Origin of the sequence: Paenibacillus canaveralius (assembly GCF_047238265.1) — a bacterium.
Taxonomy (GTDB): Bacteria; Bacillota; Bacilli; order Paenibacillales; family NBRC-103111; genus Paenibacillus_F.
Genome location: NZ_JBDFMM010000001.1, coordinates 4,838,783 through 4,855,850 on the forward strand (window position 1 = coordinate 4,838,783; position 17,068 = coordinate 4,855,850).

4 protein-coding genes are annotated in these 17,068 nt (G+C 57.3%); 1 reads left to right on the forward strand and 3 read right to left on the reverse strand.

Going from position 1 to position 17,068, the window contains the following annotated elements; genetic code table 11:
- Positions 1-44: 44 nt before the first annotated feature.
- On the reverse strand, positions 45-8,957 hold the full coding sequence (locus ABC395_RS21975) for a GH36-type glycosyl hydrolase domain-containing protein (protein WP_413005971.1): 8,913 nt from the start codon (positions 8,955-8,957) through the stop codon (positions 45-47).
- Between the two features lie 208 nt (positions 8,958-9,165).
- Here ABC395_RS21975 and ABC395_RS21980 point away from each other — a divergent pair, with 208 nt between their 5' ends.
- On the forward strand, positions 9,166-9,699 hold the full coding sequence (locus ABC395_RS21980; protein ID WP_413005972.1) for an LURP-one-related/scramblase family protein: 534 nt from the start codon (positions 9,166-9,168) through the stop codon (positions 9,697-9,699).
- A 537-nt stretch (positions 9,700-10,236) separates the two neighbouring features.
- On the opposite strand, the gene htpG is transcribed toward ABC395_RS21980, so the two are convergent.
- Together htpG and ABC395_RS21990 are read right to left on the reverse strand one after the other, a co-directional pair.
- Positions 10,237-12,117: a molecular chaperone HtpG gene (gene htpG / locus ABC395_RS21985; RefSeq protein WP_413005973.1), complete on the reverse strand. Its 1,881-nt coding sequence runs from the start codon at positions 12,115-12,117 to the stop codon at positions 10,237-10,239.
- A 200-nt stretch (positions 12,118-12,317) separates the two neighbouring features.
- Positions 12,318-16,784 carry an S-layer homology domain-containing protein gene (locus tag ABC395_RS21990; RefSeq protein WP_413005974.1) on the reverse strand — a complete coding sequence of 1,489 codons (4,467 nt, stop codon included), beginning with the start codon at positions 16,782-16,784 and terminating at the stop codon, positions 12,318-12,320.
- Positions 16,785-17,068 lie beyond the last annotated feature (284 nt).

The window sequence follows — 17,068 nt, forward strand, 5'->3', positions numbered from 1 at the left end:
GTTTCGAATCGTCTTTTTATGAGGAGGACTTTCTCCCCCGACGTTCACAAAGTCAAGACAGCCTCGTGGATACGATTGTCGTCCGCCAGCGGAACGAACGGGCCGCCGGCCGAAAAATCTCCGTCCGCTTCCTGTCCGTCAAGCGTCAGCCGCGTATACCCGCTTGATTTCCGCGACGGATTAAGGACCGTAATCCGGTATTCGGATTTCCCGAAACGATAGACGGCCCTGAACTCCGGCCATTCCGGAGGAATACAGGGGCGGATATACAGCTTCGCTCCCCGGCGCCGGATGCCGAGAATCCACTCCAGCCCCGCCTGATACATCCATCCGGAAGCGCCCGTATACCAGGTCCAGCCCGCATGACCTCGATGCGGCGGCTCCGTGTATACGTCGGCGGCCATGGCATACGGTTCGCCGACATACTTCCGGACCTCCGCCGCCGTCTTGGTATGCATGATAGGGTTGAACATCTGGAACAGTTCCAGCGCCTTCTCCCCGTTCCCCAGTCCGCACCAGGCGACAATGCTCCAGATCACGCCGTGCGTGTACTGTCCGCCATTTTCCCGTATACCCGGAGGATAGCCCTGAATATAGCCGGGACTCGGATCGGTCTTATCGAAAGGAGGGGTCAAAATATGAGCGACGGACAGGTTCCGGTCAACCAGTTCCCGGTCGAATGAATTCATCGCCTGCCGGGCTCTGTCGTCCGGAGCCATGCCGGAGATAACCGACCATGACTGGGCGATAGAGTCAATGCGGCATTCCGCATTGTGGATCGACCCCAGCCACTGGCCGGCATCCGTGAAGGCGCGGCGGTACCACTGGCCGTCCCAGGCGCTTTTGTTCAGCGCCGCGGCCAGTTTCTCCCGTCCGCTCCGGAAACGTTCGGCAAGCTCTTTTTCTCCGCGGATTATGCAAATTTCGGCCATGCCCTGGAGCACATCTCCAAGGAACCAGCCGAGCCAGACGCTCTCTCCCCGGCCCTCGGGACCGATCATGCTCATGCCGTCGTTCCAGTCGCCGATGCCGATCAGAGGCAGCCCGTGCTCCCCGAACTTCAGAGCCCGGTCCACCGCCCGCAGGCAGTGATCGAAGATCGTGCCGCTGCTGGCGGACAGGACGGTTTCCTCGTAGCGTTCGTGTTCCTCCGGTCCCAAAAGCTGGCTGGTCAGGAACGGCACCGTTTCATCGAGAATACTCCGGTCCTCCGTATGATCGATATACCGGGATACGGCGTAAGGCAGCCAGAGCAGGTCATCCGAAAAACGGGTGCGGATACCGCGGTGCGTCTCCTCGTGCCACCAGTGCTGGACGTCCCCTTCTTCGTACTGATGGGACGCGTGAAGCAGAATCTGGGCCCGGGTCAAGTCCGGCCGGCTGTTGAGCAGGGCCAGCGAATCCTGAAGCTGATCCCGGAACCCGTAAGCTCCGCCCGCCTGATAGAATGCGGTACGGGCCCACATGCGGCAGGCCAAAGTCTGGTACAGGAGCCAGTTGTTCAGCATCATATCCATTTCCGGCACGGGAGTGGAAACGGTCACGGTTCCAAGCAGATCGTCCCAGAACGCATGAACCTCCTCATATGCGGCCCTGCAAGCCTCAGGCTCCCCGTACTTGCGGGCCAGCCTCACCGCTTCTGCGCGGGAATCCCCGCAGCCCAGAAGAATATAGACCGTCCGCTCGGCGCCCGGTTCCAGCTCAAACTTCGTCCGCACGGCGCCGCATCCGTCATAAACGGGACCGGTCACGCCCGACAGATCGAGCCGGCTCATCGCGGCCGGATCTTCTATCGTCCGGTTGCGGCCGATAAATTCGAGCCTGTCTCCCGTCCAGGATACATGGCTTCCCCCGGCATGCACCGTAAGGAAGGCGGTGGCATTCCGGAAGTTTTCCTGATACGCGTTGCGGGCGATCAGACTGACCGCCTCGTCGTCCCAGCCGGTCAAAACGAAGGAGGCGTTCCCTTCCCTCTGGACGCCCAGCACCCATTCCGCATAGTAGGTAGCGGATAAAGATTTACTATGGGAGGTTGTGTTGCGCAGCTTCACTTCGATAATCTTGACGGGATCCTCCAGAGGAACGAACACCGTCATTTGCTGCCGTATTCCCCGGCTTTCATGCTCATAACGCGAATATCCCCTGCCGTGAGCCACCCGGTATACGGACGGGTCGTCTTTTCGCCGGGAAGGCGTCATCTGCCAATAGTCGCCGTTTTTTTCATCGCGCATATAAAAGACTTCGCCCGGCGGATCCAGGGCGGGATCGTTCGACCACGGGGTCAGCTTGCATTCCCGGCTGTTGCGCCACCACGTGTATCCCGTATACAGCTCGGAGGCCAGACAGCCGAAGCGCGGATTCGCCATCACGTTAATCCACGGAGCCGGAAGATGCTCCCCGTTTTTAAGCGTGATCCGGTACTCCCGGCCATCCGGAGAAAAGCCTCCCCACCCGTTGAAAAACACGGTGTCGGCGGCAGCTTCCGCCCCGGCGGCCTTTCCGATAATGCCGGAGACTCCGGTTGTGTCCGCTGCGCTACCTTTCGTTTCATCGGACGACGCGGCTTTACCGGTCGCTGTAGTTGATTCCGCGCCGGTTGCGGTTGCCGTGCCGGGATTACCGGTTGTGCCCGAAGCGGCGGTACCCGGGTCTATGCCGGCAGCTTCCGCCGAAACTCCGTCCGCACCGGAGACGGCGGTTGTGCCCGCTGTGCCGACGGCCTCAGCCGAACCGTAGTCTGCTGACACATCCGGAATGAGCGGATTCGGCACCGTTTCAGCCGAAACCGGCAGCGGCACATCGTAGGCTTCCTTGCGCGGCCAGATCTTCAGCTGAGCCCGCAGGCTCGGCCCGTCCGCACGGAGGACGACCCGCGCCGCCGCAAGCAGAAGCGTCTTATCCTCTTCGGGCATGGTGGAAGCGGGAACGACGTGAATGCCGCCCTGGCCGGCGGCGCCCGGGTTCCCGGCTGCCTGCTCCGACAGGCGGACGAGGGCATCCCTCAACTCCTGCTGATACCCGCCCGGTGATTCGTTAAACAGCACGAGATCGAAAAACAGCCCGTGCCGCCGCAAATACTCAAAGCCTCCGAGCAGCTTCTGCACAAACGGCAGATTTGCGCTTTCGGCAATTCTCGCCAGCACGATGGGCCTGTCCCCGGAAACTCCGTAAGCCCAGAGGCCCTGCTGTCCTTTGCCGTTGGCCGCTATGCTCTCCGCCTGTTCGGGCCGGAGCGGCCCCGTGTAGAGTACCCGGCCCGCCAGCGCCCGGTAGACAGAGGCCTCCGCCTGCGTGATATGCAGATGCTGCAAATCGATCTGGCTGCGGGTCCAGGCGAGCTGGAAGGTTCTGTCGACCTGCCGGACATCGGAAAGCCGCCGGACCGTCTCCAGGCTCTGTTCCCTGGAATCCGCGACACCCGTAACCGCGCAGAGCCGGACGCTCTCGCCAGGGTTAAGCCGAAGGCGGCGGCGCATGACGAAGGCCGGATCGGCGACGGAACCGACCGTGCCCTCCAGACGTGCGGAGAGCCCTTTCGGCCTTGCAAGAGAATGGCCGCGGCCGATAAAAGCCGCCCGGTCCGTCTCGAATTCGGCCGGGCCCAAGTCAGCGCCGAAGGCCGCCAAGTTGTGAAAGGCCCAAAGCGACTTGTCCCCCGCATTCCGCGGGCGTTTGCGGGCAAGCAGGCAGCCCGTTTCCTCCTCGAGCTGCGTTTCGACAAACAGCTTCGTGAAAGCCGGGTGAGCTTTATCCGCATCGGGCAGGGCCAGAGCGATTTCAAGAAACGTCGTCACTTCGACGATGCGGGCCTCGCTGCTTTTATTCTCCAGCGTCAGACGCCGCACCTCGGCGTTCATTTCGGGCGAGACCGTAATTTCAAGAACGGTCTCCACGCCGTCATCTTCGCGCCGGAAGGTTGTCCGCTCCTGCGAGAAGCGTATGCTCTGAGAGGCCGAAGGAACGCGGCAGGGCTGGAAAGTCGGGGACCATACTTTCTCCCGGGTAACGTCGCGGACGTAGAGGTATACGCCCCACGGGTCCCCCACCGGATCTTCCCGCCAGCGGGAAACGGCCAGTCCGTTCCAGCGGATAAATCCGCTTCCGCTGTTGGTAACGGCCGTCGTGAACGTCCCGTTGGAGTGGATGCCCACTTCCGGGGCCGGCGTGTCGGCCGCTACGCTCTCCGATGAGGAATGGGCGCGTTCCGCTTCCGGCTTTTGAATCCGCGACTTTCCGGTCAGTTCCCGGGACAGTACCGACTCGCGCGGCGGAATGCGCTCAATCAGGAGCAGCTCGGCCGCCTGCACGCGTTTGTCGCTGTGAAAATAGTCGAATATTTTAACGGGAAGCAGCAGGTTCGCGATCGTCAGCAGGCTCATGCCTTGGTGATGGGCCATAAAACTGCGGATAATTTTGCAGTCCTCTCCCTGCGGCATTCTGTCCGCCGTAAAATCGATCGCTTCGTAGAAGCCGTACTTCCCCCTCGCTCCGAGCTCTTCCATCCGGTCCAGGTCCTTCAGTCCTTCCCGGAGGGCAAACGGAAGCGCCATAACCGCCGCATAAGGCGCGACGACCAGATCCTCTTCCAGCCCCCGCTTGAAGCCGAGGCCCGGCACGCCGAAAGCCCGGTACTGGTAGTTCATCTGGTAATCGAACGCGTAATAGCCCGATTCCGAAATTCCGAACGGGACGCCCCGCTCATGGGCGTATTCCATCTGGCGCTTGACGACGCCCCGGTAGGTGCTGTCCCAGAGCGTATTGCGGTAAGTCCGCATAATGAGCCACGGCATCATGTATTCAAACATCGTGCCGGACCACGAAATCAGCGTAGTGTTGTTTCCCTGGAGCTTCACCGTGCGGCCCAGCGCCATCCAGTGGGATACAGACACCTGACCCAGCGCGATAGCGACAAAACTCGTCTGCCTCGCTTCAGACGCCAGCAGATCGTACAAAATGCTGTCCCGCTCCCCTGTCGCGGCATGGTAACCGAGAACAAACAACTTCGCTTTGTGATCGTAAAGCTGCGTAAAATCGGTCGCCGTTATGAGCGTTTCGATTCGCCGGAGGAGCTGCTCCCCGCGTTGCAGCCAATTCGGAAGGTTCACCGGAGCCGCATGAACAGCATGCCCGGGCTTGCTTCCGCCAGCCGCGAGAACTGCCTGGCGGCTGCAATTTAGTGGGGATTCTCCCGACGGAGTCTGCTCCAGATCAACGGCAAATTCCGTGCCGTAAGCTCCTGCGGCAGACGGCTTAATCCCCGGAAAACCGCCTTGCTTTTCCGCTTCTTGCTTCAGCCAGCTTGCCAGCCCCTGCTTAACGGTCATGAGGCTTGCGACGAAATTCCCGGAATCGACGGTGGATACATAGGCCGGCGGCAGAGTTTGGAGCGTCAGCGTATCGTACCAGTTGTATAAATGACCGTGCCATTTATCGAGGTTTTCGACCGTGCCGATCGTATTTTCCAGCTTTTCAACCAGCGTCGGTGTATCGATAAAACCGAATTCGCGTGCCGCAAGTACCGAAGTCAGCAAAAAGCCGATATTGGTCGGGGACGTCCTGTGAGCCACTCCGTTCGGCGGGTCTACCTGGACATTATCCGGAGGCAGGTAATGGTCTTTGGGGCCGGCATAGTCTTCATAAAAAGACCAGATTTGTCTCGCCAGCACCCGGAGCTTCTCTTGTTCCTCCGCTCCCAGCGGTGCTTCCTCCCGCGCCACAGGCCGGTCCAGCCACGAAACGGCAAGAGGAGCCAGCGCCCAGAACAGGCTTAGCGCAAGGCCCGCCCACAGCAGGGAGGCCGAGTCCTGCACAGCCGAAGCAAGCGCAAACACGATAATGAACGCATAGCCCCAGCCCGCTTGAAGAAGCGGTGTGCGCTGCTGTTCCCGGCTTTTTCGCTCGATGTGGGACGAGCTTGTCCATTCCAGAAGCCTGCGCTTGCTGACGAACATCCGATACAGCGTCCGGCCGATCGCGTCCAGCAGAACAGCCGCTTGAAAAGGCAGCGTCCAAATCTGTACAAGGACATGCAGGGCCGTTGCCAGCAGCCGCCTCCGCTGCCCGTAAACCCGGTGAAGCATAAACAGCTGCCGCAGCAGCGGCAAAAACATCGTCGCCAGCAGTACGGCGGCCCAGCGCCACGGAGAACCCGGGAGAACGGTCCAGGCAAGAACGAACAGGATGAAAATCGCGGGCGGAAGCAGGCTTCGTCTCAAGTTATCGAGCATTTGCCAGCGGGTCAGAAAAGATAAATCAATGGGCCGCAGCACTCCACGGCGGTCGCATATGCTTGCGAAAAGCCAGCACAACAGCTGCCAGTCCCCGCGTACCCACCGGTGCAGCCGCTTCTGGTAGGAAACAAACTTGGCCGGATGATCATCGATCAGCTCGATATCAGACAACAATGCGGCACGCATAAAACCGCCTTCCAGCAGATCGTGGCTGAGTACAGTGTTGTCCGGAATCCGTTCGCACAGAAGTTCGGCGAATACATCCACATCGAAGATGCCTTTTCCCGTAAAAATGCCTTGGCCCAGCGCATCCTGGTAAGGGTCGGAAGCCGCGAACGCATAGGGGTCCATGCCCGGCTCCGACCAGAAATACGCGAGCCGCGAGCGCATCGCCGAATCGTGGCTGATCCCGATGCGGGGCTGAAGTACCCCGTAGCCTTCCACGACCCGTGTCCGGGCCTCGTTCAAGCGCGGACGGTTGTACGGCAGATGCAGAGTGCCGATCATCCGCTGCGCGCTGCCCATCGGAAGCTGCGTATCCGCATCCAGCGTAATCAGATACCGGATATGCGGAAGAACGGACGCATCGCCGGCTTTCACCTCATAACTGGTCTCACCGCTGCCTTTCAGCAGCTCCACGAATTCCACCAGTTTGCCGCGTTTTCGCTCCCAGCCCATATACACACCCTCACGGGGGTTCCAAAGCCTGCGGCGCTGGTACAAATGAAACGTCGTTCCGCCTGACGGGGAGTACTTTTCGTTAAGCGCACGAATTTTATCCTGGGCAAAACGGACCAGCCGGTCATCCCCGGGAAGCTTTTCTTCCGGTGCATCCGTAAAATCGCCCAACAGAGCGTAGTGAATATTGGGATCGCGGTTTGCCAGATAATGAACTTCCAGGCGGTCGGCAAGCTCGGCCACCTCATCGGGCGAGGACCAGATGGCCGGTATAACCACCATCGTGGCGGCTTCCGCCGGCACACCGGCGGAGAAATCGTACCGGAGCAGAGGACGCGGCCGGCAAATCCGCTCGATGCCGAAATGCAGCCAGGTCATTCCCCATTCGCTCACGGGCAAGAGCAATGCGGCTAGAACGGCTGCCCAGGCGGGAGCGGATAAACCGTACCCGCTTCCGATCCACGCGGCCGCGATAAGCCAGAGAACGGCGAACAAGCCGAGCATCGAGGCGAAATAAGTGCCGGCCGGGCGCTTGGCCAGGGCCTTCTCCGGCATTGTCCGGGGGGAACTGCATGTCCGCAGCGAGGCAATCAGCTTTTGTACGCCTTCCGCTTCGAACAAATAATAGGAAGGAAACTGCGGGCGGGAACGCTCCCCCGCGGCCAGAGGCGCTGTAACTTCTCCATTCTCATGGAGAATAAGGACTCCGCTTGAGGCGGAAGCACCCGCTGGTCCGGCGGCTTGCGGCTGCCGGAGGAACGCGGCTGCCTTTGCGTCCGTAACGCCTGAGGCTGCCGCATCGGCTGCTCGTGCCTGAGCAGACTGCTCCACGGGCGCAGAGCCAGCCCCCGCAGTCGGGCGGTCCACCTCAGGCGATGCGACGCCCGGCCCCGGCGTATGCGGCCCGGCGGCTTCTCGTGCCGGCGCAGACGCCTCTATGGGCGCAGAGCCAGCCCCCGCAGCCCGCCGGTCCGCCTCAGGCGATGCGGCGCCCGGCCCCGGCGTATGCGGCCCGCCGGAACCGGCGAGTGCGGCTTCGGCCTTTGCCGCCGCTTCCCTGGCCAGCGCTACCGCCTGGCCGGCAACCAGATTCTCAGGCACCCGGAGACGGCGGGCGAGCCGCTCCACTTCGGTGAGAATCCGGTTCCGGCTGTATGCGTCGAGCAGCGGGTACACGCCCGTATACTCAAGCCGGAGCGTCCGGTCAGGCAAGCTGATCCGCTCGAACAGATCGTTCCAGTCCCAGCGCTCGTTTTTGCGCAGGCTCGTGATGACACTACCCGCCCGGACCTGGTAGGCCGCTTGAAGCTGATGCTCGTAAGAAACGACGCGGTCCAGGTCCTCCGCCCCGTTCTCATAGCTGCAAATCAGCCATTCCCGGACGGAAGCGGTATCTCCGGCCCATTCCCGCAGGTGGCCGATTAAATGGACAATCCACGGGCCCGGCAGAGGAAGCGTTAATCCCGTTGTCTCCAAGCCGGCATGAACCGTTTCGGGGCTTAAGTCGGCTGGCTCGATCCGGGAGAGGACACGTCCGACGTCTATGCAGACTTCACGGCGTTCCCGGACGAAAGCCATCGTCTCCGCCAGCTTTTTCACCAGAACCACGCGCAGAATGAGCGGAACCGAACGGGCTTCGGTCAGCGTTAGGGCGCTCACTTCCTGGTATGCGTGGATATAAGCGAGAATCGTTTCCTCACTCAAAATCCCTTCGACATGCGTCAAATAATCTTCCATCATGGACTGAATTCGGAGAATTCCGTTCCCGCGAAGTCTTGGCATCCGGCCCGGCGCATCCTCAAGCAGCAGAGCCCTGACTTCCTGGGCCTGCTCTTCGATAAATTCGGCGTTATCCAGCAGCCATTGCTCGGCCGGTTGGGTACAGCCCGCATGAACCCTCTGGAGGGAACGTACAAATTCCCTCAAGCTTTCTATGTCTTTCGTAAAATGTTCTTCGATATAAGCAGGCCGTGTACGCGGCAGAGTCGTTACGTGCTGCAGCGCAAGCTCCCGCGCTTTCTGGCAAAGTTGTTCGTTCGTATAGGTCATCGGTTCCTCCGGAGATCAGTTATTCAAAGGTGTACTGTTCGTCCGGTGTAACTAAACAGTCCGGGACAACTAAATTATTCCCAGCTTTGGCTCGTTTTATGAGCCGTAAGCCTCCTTCGAAGGATCGGCCTTGAACGGAACCTTTTCGCCTTCATGCCGTATGCAGTAAATAAAGGAAATTCTTGTTTTTGGAAGGAGTGAATGAAAAATGGAACTTTACTTCAAAGACAATTTTTTCAGTTCGGGTAAAAGCCCTATTCTGGAGGCAAGCGGTCTTCCTACCGGTACGCTGGACTTGAAGCACATGTTAAGTTCGTCTCTATCCGTGCTGGATAACAGCGGGCGCAAGGTATGTTCCGGCTCATTCCGCTTCTTATCCCTGGGACGCAAATGGGAAGTTACGGACAGCCAAGGAAACATGCTCGGTGTTCTGCGTCCGCGTTTTACGCTGCTGGCCAAGAAATACGAATACGATGCCGGGAGGCGCGGATTATTTCACATTGAATCGCCGCTCCTGTCCAAACAGTACACGATCCGGGACGCATCGGGCGCTCTCGCTGCCGAGTTCCGCCAGGTGAACGGATGGCTCCAATCCGGCGCTTTCCGTCTGAGCTGCGACTCGCCCTTGCTGGACGGCTTCGAGCTGATCGCCGTCGTAATGGGCGTCCACGAGTTCCAACGCAGGAATCATATGACGGGCAGCACGACAGAGAGCCAGACATACACGCCGAATCAATTTTAACGGGCAAGGTACCGGAAACCTCAGGCAGACGCGCCCCCCCTTTTTTACACTTCAAAGATACGGGCAGCTTGCGTTACCCCATGCTTAGACATACTTATCTTTGCACTGGTAATTGCACTTGTACTTGTACTTGTACTTGTACTTGTACCTGCACCTACACCTGCACTGGTACTTGCACTGGTACTTGCACTTGCACTGGTACTTGCACTTGCACTTGCACTTGCACTTGCACCTGCACTTGCACCTGCACTTGCACTTTCACTTGTACTTGCACTTGCACCTGCACTTGCACCTGCACTTGCACTTTCACTTGTACTTGCACTTGTACTTGTACTTGCACTGGTACTTGTACTCACGCTTGTACTTGAACTCACGTTTGGACTTATGCTTATACCTGCATTTATGCTTTCACTTGCCTGTACTTGGCACTTGTCTTTATTCTTGCGTTTACCTGTACCGTTTCCCTCCCGCTCAAAACGCACAAAAAAAGGCCTCGTTCCGGTTTGAACGGGCCTTTTTGTCTAAACCGGATGCGGCTTAGACCATGATTTTGCAAATATTGTTCGTAAATTCGACCGGGTCGTTCACTTGAAGACCTTCGATAAGAAGAGCCTGGTTGTACAGCAGATTCGTGTACAGGTTCAGCTTGTCTTTATCGTTCGCATACGCCTCTTTAAGGGAGCGGAAAACGTCGTGGTTAACGTTGATTTCCAGCACTTTGTCGGCCTGGACTTCTTGTCCGTTCGGCATGGCCTTCAAAATTTTCTCCATTTCGATCGTCAACTCGCCTTCGGTGGACAGGCAGACCGGGTGGGATTTCAGACGTTTGGACGCTTTAACGTTCTTCACTTTATCCGACAGGATCGTTTTCATCGCCTCGAACAGATCTTTGCTGTCGTTTTCCTCTTCTTCCGTCTGCTTGTCCGCCGCGTCCGGCTCGATTCCGAGGTCGCCGCTGGAAACGGATTTGAATTCTTTCTCCTTGTAGGCCATCAGCATTTTAATGGCAAATTCGTCGACATCGTCGGTGAAGTACAGAATTTCGTAGCCTTTGTCAAGGACCATCTCGGTTTGCGGAAGCTTCTCGATGCGCTCAATCGACTCCCCGGACGCGTAGTAAATGTACTTCTGGTCTTCCGGCATGGCCGATACGTACTCATCGAGTGTGACGAGCTTTTTCTCTTTGGAAGAGGTGAACATGAGCAGGTCCTGAAGATCGTCCTTATGGGTGCCATAGTCGTTGTAGACACCGAACTTGAGCTGGCGGCCGAAAGAATTGTAAAACTGCTCGTACTTCTCTCTCTCATCCTTGAGCATGCTTTGCAGTTGGCTCTTGATTTTGTTTTTGATATTTTTGGCGATCAGCGTAAGCTGGCGGTCATGCTGAAGCATTTCCCTGGAAATGTTCAGGGACAGATCCTCCGAATCGACCATCCCTTTTACGAAACCGAAATAATCCGGCAGCAGATCCCCGCACTTGTTCATAATCAGCACGCCGTTGGAATACAGCTCCAGGCCCTTCTCATACTCCTTCGTGTAATAATCGAAAGGGGTACTTTCCGGGATAAACAGGATTGCCTTGTATACGACGGCCCCGTCCGCGCTGATATGAATATGTTTGAGCGGCTTGTCGAATCCGTACCGTTTTTCCGTATAAAAGTTTTCATAGTCTTCCGTCGTCAGCTCATTTTTGTTTTTGCGCCAGATCGGAACCATGCTGTTGATCGTTTGCTCTTCCTGATATTCTTCGAATTCGTCGTCGCTGCCTTCTTTGGGCCTGCGTCCGGATACGTCCATCTTGATTGGATAGCGGATAAAATCGGAGTATTTTTTGATAATCGCCTTGAGACGGTACTCTTCCAAATACTCGTCGTAGCTGTCATCTTCGGTGTTTTCTTTAATCTTCAAAATGATTTCGGTTCCGACCGATTCTTTGTCGGCAGGCACAATCGTATAGCCGTCCGCGCCTTTGGACTCCCATTTGAACGCTTCCTCGCTGCCCAGCGCCCGGGAAATCACCGTAACGACGTCCGCCACCATGAAAGCCGAATAAAACCCGACGCCGAACTGCCCGATAATGTTATGGCCGTCTTTGGCTTCGTTTTCTTTCTTGAACGCAAGCGACCCGCTTTTGGCGATTACGCCCAGGTTATTTTCAAGATCCTCTTTGGTCATGCCGATTCCCGTATCGGTAATCGTCAGCGTGCGGCTCGCCTTGTCAGCATTCAATTTAATGAAGTAATGGTCGGCGTTAAACTCCAGACTGTCGTCCGTGAGAGCTTTGTAGTAAATTTTGTCGATCGCGTCACTGGCATTCGAAATCAGCTCTCTTAAAAAGATTTCCCTCTGGGTGTAGATCGAGTTAATCATCATTTCCAGCAAACGCTTGGATTCCGCTTTAAACTGCTTCTTGGCCATGAGTGAATCCCCTTCCGTAAGATCATAGTTAGCACTCCGTTGACTTGAGTGCTAATTCCTAGTTTTATAGTACCTATTCCATTTTTTGAAGTCAACCGCTCCGTTAAAAATACCTGTCCTTGTCTTCTATCTTTTTGCATAAAAAAAAGAGCCATCCCCCGGCTGTCTGCAAGACCGCCGAAGGAATAACTCTCCTCTTCTTAAATCAGTTCGGATTTCTGAAGAAGTCTCTGCACGATGGCGGCGACTTCCGCTCTTGTAATCGAAGCTTTCGGAGCCAGCTCCGTGGCGGTTCTGCCCGCAAAGATTGCGCCCTGCAGGCAATCGGCCACGCCGCTTTTCGCCCATTCGGCAGTCGCTGCGGCATCCGCATAAGGAGCCAGCGATTCCGCCGCTTCTTTAGTCGGCAGCTTGTCCCGGAGGCCGGTAGTCTTCATCGCTTTTGCCATGATGACCATAGCTTGTTCACGGGTGATCTTGTCGGACGGACGGAACGTTCCGTCTTCAAAACCGCCGATAAGCTTGTACGCGTAAGCGGTCTGTACCGCAGAGCTGTACCAATCCGCTGCTTTCACGTCCGAGAAAGGCGCGGACGCTTTTTCCTGTTTAAGTCCCAGCGCACGTACCATGATGGCCGCAAACTCCGCACGCGTAATCGCCGTATCGGGGTTAAACGTGCCGTCTTCGACGCCATTGATAACCATGCGCGAGCCCATATCGTTAACCGCATTCTGAGCCCAGTGTCCGGCAACGTCCTTGAATTCGAGCGGATGCCAGATCACGGAGTACGTGCTGTTCGTCAAACTGTTGATTTTCGCAAAATAGTGCCCGTCCACGTTTACGATCCGGGTCGGCACGTGACGGACGGTACCGTCCGCTTCCACGACAACGCCGGTTGTAATCTTACCGGGATCCACGCCATCCGGGATGGCAATGGTGCGCTCCACGTAAGCGTTGAAGCGGGATACTTCAACCGTTGCGCCGCCGTAAGTTCCGGTAACCGCAAAGTTGAGGGCCGGCGCTACAAGTGTGAAATTCCCTGCGGACGCCGAATTTTCGACGATTTTCAGCGTTTCCTTGGACGGAGCGGCAACTTCGATGCGCACCTTGATATCGTCCAGGGAAGCCGGATTGCCGAGTTGACCCGACAGGGCGCCGACATTGATCTGCTCCGCGGGAATCGTGTACGTAATATCTCCGGCGGAGATTTTAACGACAGCCTGCTTCTGCTCCATGGCTTTCACCATTTGGCCCGTCAGTTCGCCGATGAGCACATCCGCTTTCTTGTCTTTCGCAAGCGGGATGGTCACGACGGCATGCCGGCCTTCGGACGCCAGTCTCTCGTCCAGTTTCTTCGGATCGACTACGATCGTCAGAACAGATTGACCGTTTACTTCGGACGACTTCAAGGTTCCTGCACGTTCCGTCTTCCCGTTAACGAGGATATCGGCTCCTTCGTTAGCCGGTACTTCCGTAACGGGCGGTACGGTCGGCGTTGACGTGCTCGGTTCCGAGGAACCTCCGCCACCACCACCGCCTCCGCCGCTTGACGGAGCATAAGGCGTGACGGAATCCGATGGAGCCGAAGCCGCGCTGCCGCCTGCCGCGTTAAGAGCTTTAACGGTAAACGTGTACGCGGTTCCGTTTGCAAGCCCGGTTACCGTGATCGGACTTTCCGTGCCGCTCACGACTTTGCCGCCGGGCGAAGCGGTGACTTCGTAGCCGGTGATGGCGCTGCCGCCGTCGGTAGCCGGTGCCGTGAAGGAAACGACGGCTTGTCCGTTGCCCGCTGCGGCGCTTACGTTCACAGGAGCGGACGGAACGGTGTACACCGTCAGAACCGCTTCCTTGGACGTTACCGGCTGGTTCCCCGGATTCGCTATGACGACGCGGTACTTAAAGCCGTTCATCGCTTTCGTTACGGGAGACACACTGAGAGAGCGGTTAGTTTCGTGAGGGATTCCCACAAAACCCGAACCCGTATCCACCTGCCATTGATAGGTCAGGCTGAGTCCCGAAGCTTCGACCGAGAGCTTGAAGTTGCCGCCTTCGGCCACTGCATCGCCCGCAGGCTGTTCCTTAATGACCGGTGGCCGGAATGTCGGCAGCACGGTCAATACTGCTTCCGCGGACGTTACCGGCAGGCCCAATTGGCCTGTCACAATAACACGGTATTTGTAGCCGTTCATCGAATAAGAAACGCCCGGCAGATTGAGTGTCATGCTTGTTGCGCTGCTAATATTCTGGAATCCGTTGCCGTCTCCACTATCCACTTGCCATTGATAGGTCAGAGCCGTACCGGAGGCACCGACAACAAAGTTTGCTGTGCCTCCATCCGCCGCGAAGGTGTTAAGAGGAGGACTGACAATTACAGTCGGCAGGATTGGAATCATCGGCAGCACGTTCAACACCGCCTCATTCGACGTCACCGGCTGGCCGCCCATGCCTGATACGACGACGCGGTATTTGTAGCCGTTCATGCCCAGCGACACGGCCGGAATGCTCAGCGTGGCGTTCGTCTCGCCAGGCAGGTTTTGGAAGCCTGATTGCGTGTCCACCTGCCACTGATACGTCAGCCCCATTCCTGTAGCCATAACGCTGAAAGAAGCGGGGCTTCCTTCAAACACCGGCAGCGGGCTTTGCGGATGCAGCGTAATCATCGTAGGGAACGTCGGAACCATCATCACGTTCAGCGCCGCCCCGTTCGACGTTACAGGCTGGCCGCCTGTGCCCGACACGACGACACGGTACATGTAGCCGTTCATACTCGACGAAATCGCCGGAATGGTCAGCGTGGCGTTCGTCTCGCCGGGAAGGTTCTGGAAGCCTAAACCGGTGTTTACCTGCCACTGGTACGTCAGTCCCGTTCCCGTGGCCGTAACGCTAAAGGAAGCCGGCATTCCCTGCAGCAGCGGCGGCGTGTTTTGCGGTTGCGCCGTAATCGCCGGAGGTAGTGTTGGAATCGGCGCCTGCACGTTCAGCACCGCGCCGAACGACGTGACCGGCTGGCCGCCCGTGCCCGACACGACAACACGGTACATGTAGCCGTTCATACTTGACGAAACCGCCGGAATGGTCAACGTGGCGTTCGTCTCGCCGGGCATATTCAGGTAGCCCATGCCGCTGTCTTCCTGCCACTGATACGTCAAACCCGTGCCCGTAGCCGTAACGCTAAAGGAAGCGGGCATTCCTTGCGGTACCGGCGGTAATACGTGTTGCGGTTGTACCGTAATCGCCGGAGGGAATGTAGGAACCGGCATTACGTTCAGCACCGCTCCGATCGACGTGACCGGCTGGCCGCCCGTGCCCGACACGACGACACGGTACATGTAGCCGTTCATACTTGTCGAAACGGCCGGAATGGTCAGCGTGGCGTTCGTCTCGCCGGGAAGGTTCAGGTAGCCTGAACCGATGTTTACCTGCCACTGATACGTCAAACCCGTGCCCGTAGCCGTAACGCTAAAGGAAGCGGGCATTCCTTGCGGTACCGGCGGTAACACGTGTTGCGGTTGTACCGTAATCGCCGGAGGGAACGTCGGAGCCATCGGCATCACGTTTAGCACCGCTCCCATCGACTTGACCGGCTGGCCGCCCGTACCCGACACGATTACACGGTACATGTAGCCGTTCATACTCGGCGAAACCGCCGGAATGGTCAGCGTGGCATTCGTCTCGCCGGACATATTGACGTAGCCCATGCCTCTGTTTTCCTGCCACTGGTACGTCAGCCCCGTTCCCGTAGCCGTAATGCTAAAAGAAGCGGGCGTTCCCTCAAGCACCGGCGGGGTGCTTTGCGGATGCGCCGTAATCGCCGGAGGCGTCGCAGGCGGCGCCGAGCTTTTAACGGTCAAAGTAAAGTCCTTGATCAAACTTTCGTTATTTCGGCTGATCTTCGCTTGCAGAACAGCCACCACATCTCCGCCGGCCGAAGGCGTCACTGTGCCCGTCGCGGGATCGATGACCCCGTTTCCTCCGGTCCAAGTGATCTGTGTAAAATGCGTACCCGCATTCGGAAGGTATAGGTTCTGGGTAACATGTGCGTCGCTGTCTCCGACGGCATAACCGATTTCCAGAGCCGTTTTGTCATCCTGGAGGGCTCCGGACACAATCTGGCCGATCGTCGAGTCTATGATGGCTTGAATCCCGAACGCGGCGACAAACCCGTTAGCAGGTATGCCGTCAAGTATCGCCTGGTCCACGACCGCTTGTTCCGTATAGTCGAGAACGGAATACTTACTCAAATCCAATCCGGGATTGAGGAAGGTTCCGTCGATAACCCAGCCAAGTGCGGCACTTACTCCCGAATTATCCGTTGCTTCATGAAGAAACAAAAAGAAATTCCGGTTATCCAAAGCGCTGCCGTAAGCATCGCGCAGATCCGTAACCGTCGCAAAAGGACGCTTGCTGATCAGGTCATCCACGATAAAGTCGTTATCCGCTTTCCTGTTCGCGTAAAAACTGTCTTTATCCTGTTGAGTTGCGAAAATATCATCCGGATAATCAAGAATAGCCTGATGCATTTCCGCAGCCGTTGCCGCGGCGTTATAGGCAGAAAGCCCGGGAGACGTCGCCATAACCGGCCCCGCCGCACCGAACAAAACATTAAGAACAATCACGCTCATCAACAATACCGAAATCCATCGGAAAGAGGATTTTCTCTGATGCATACATTCACCTCATAATTTGTAGAAAACTTTTCACGTACTGACAAAGCGGCTATCCACACAATTTTTTCTCTTTATCTGAGCTTAATCCAGTCCCTTCCCCCTGTTTTTAACATGGAAAATTGTATCAAACGCCGCTGAACGGATTCTGGACAAAATTCGTCATTTTTCGCCAAAAAGATCTGTTTCGGATTCGCCGTCCGCAAATCTCCCTCCCTCGTCATTCCACATCGCAAAAAAAGCCCCCGCCGCCCAACAGCGGCAAAGGCTTCGTCCGGGACAACCGG

Bases quoted from the DNA above. Each gene is read 5' to 3' on its own strand.
- htpG (WP_413005973.1), bottom strand. From the start codon at position 12,117: ATGGCCAAGAAGCAGTTTAAAGCGGAATCCAAGCGTTTGCTGGAAATG.
- ABC395_RS21975 (WP_413005971.1), bottom strand. From the start codon at position 8,957: ATGACCTATACGAACGAACAACTTTGCCAGAAAGCGCGGGAGCTTGCG.
- ABC395_RS21990 (WP_413005974.1), bottom strand. From the start codon at position 16,784: ATGCATCAGAGAAAATCCTCTTTCCGATGGATTTCGGTATTGTTGATG.
- ABC395_RS21980 (WP_413005972.1), top strand. From the start codon at position 9,166: ATGGAACTTTACTTCAAAGACAATTTTTTCAGTTCGGGTAAAAGCCCT.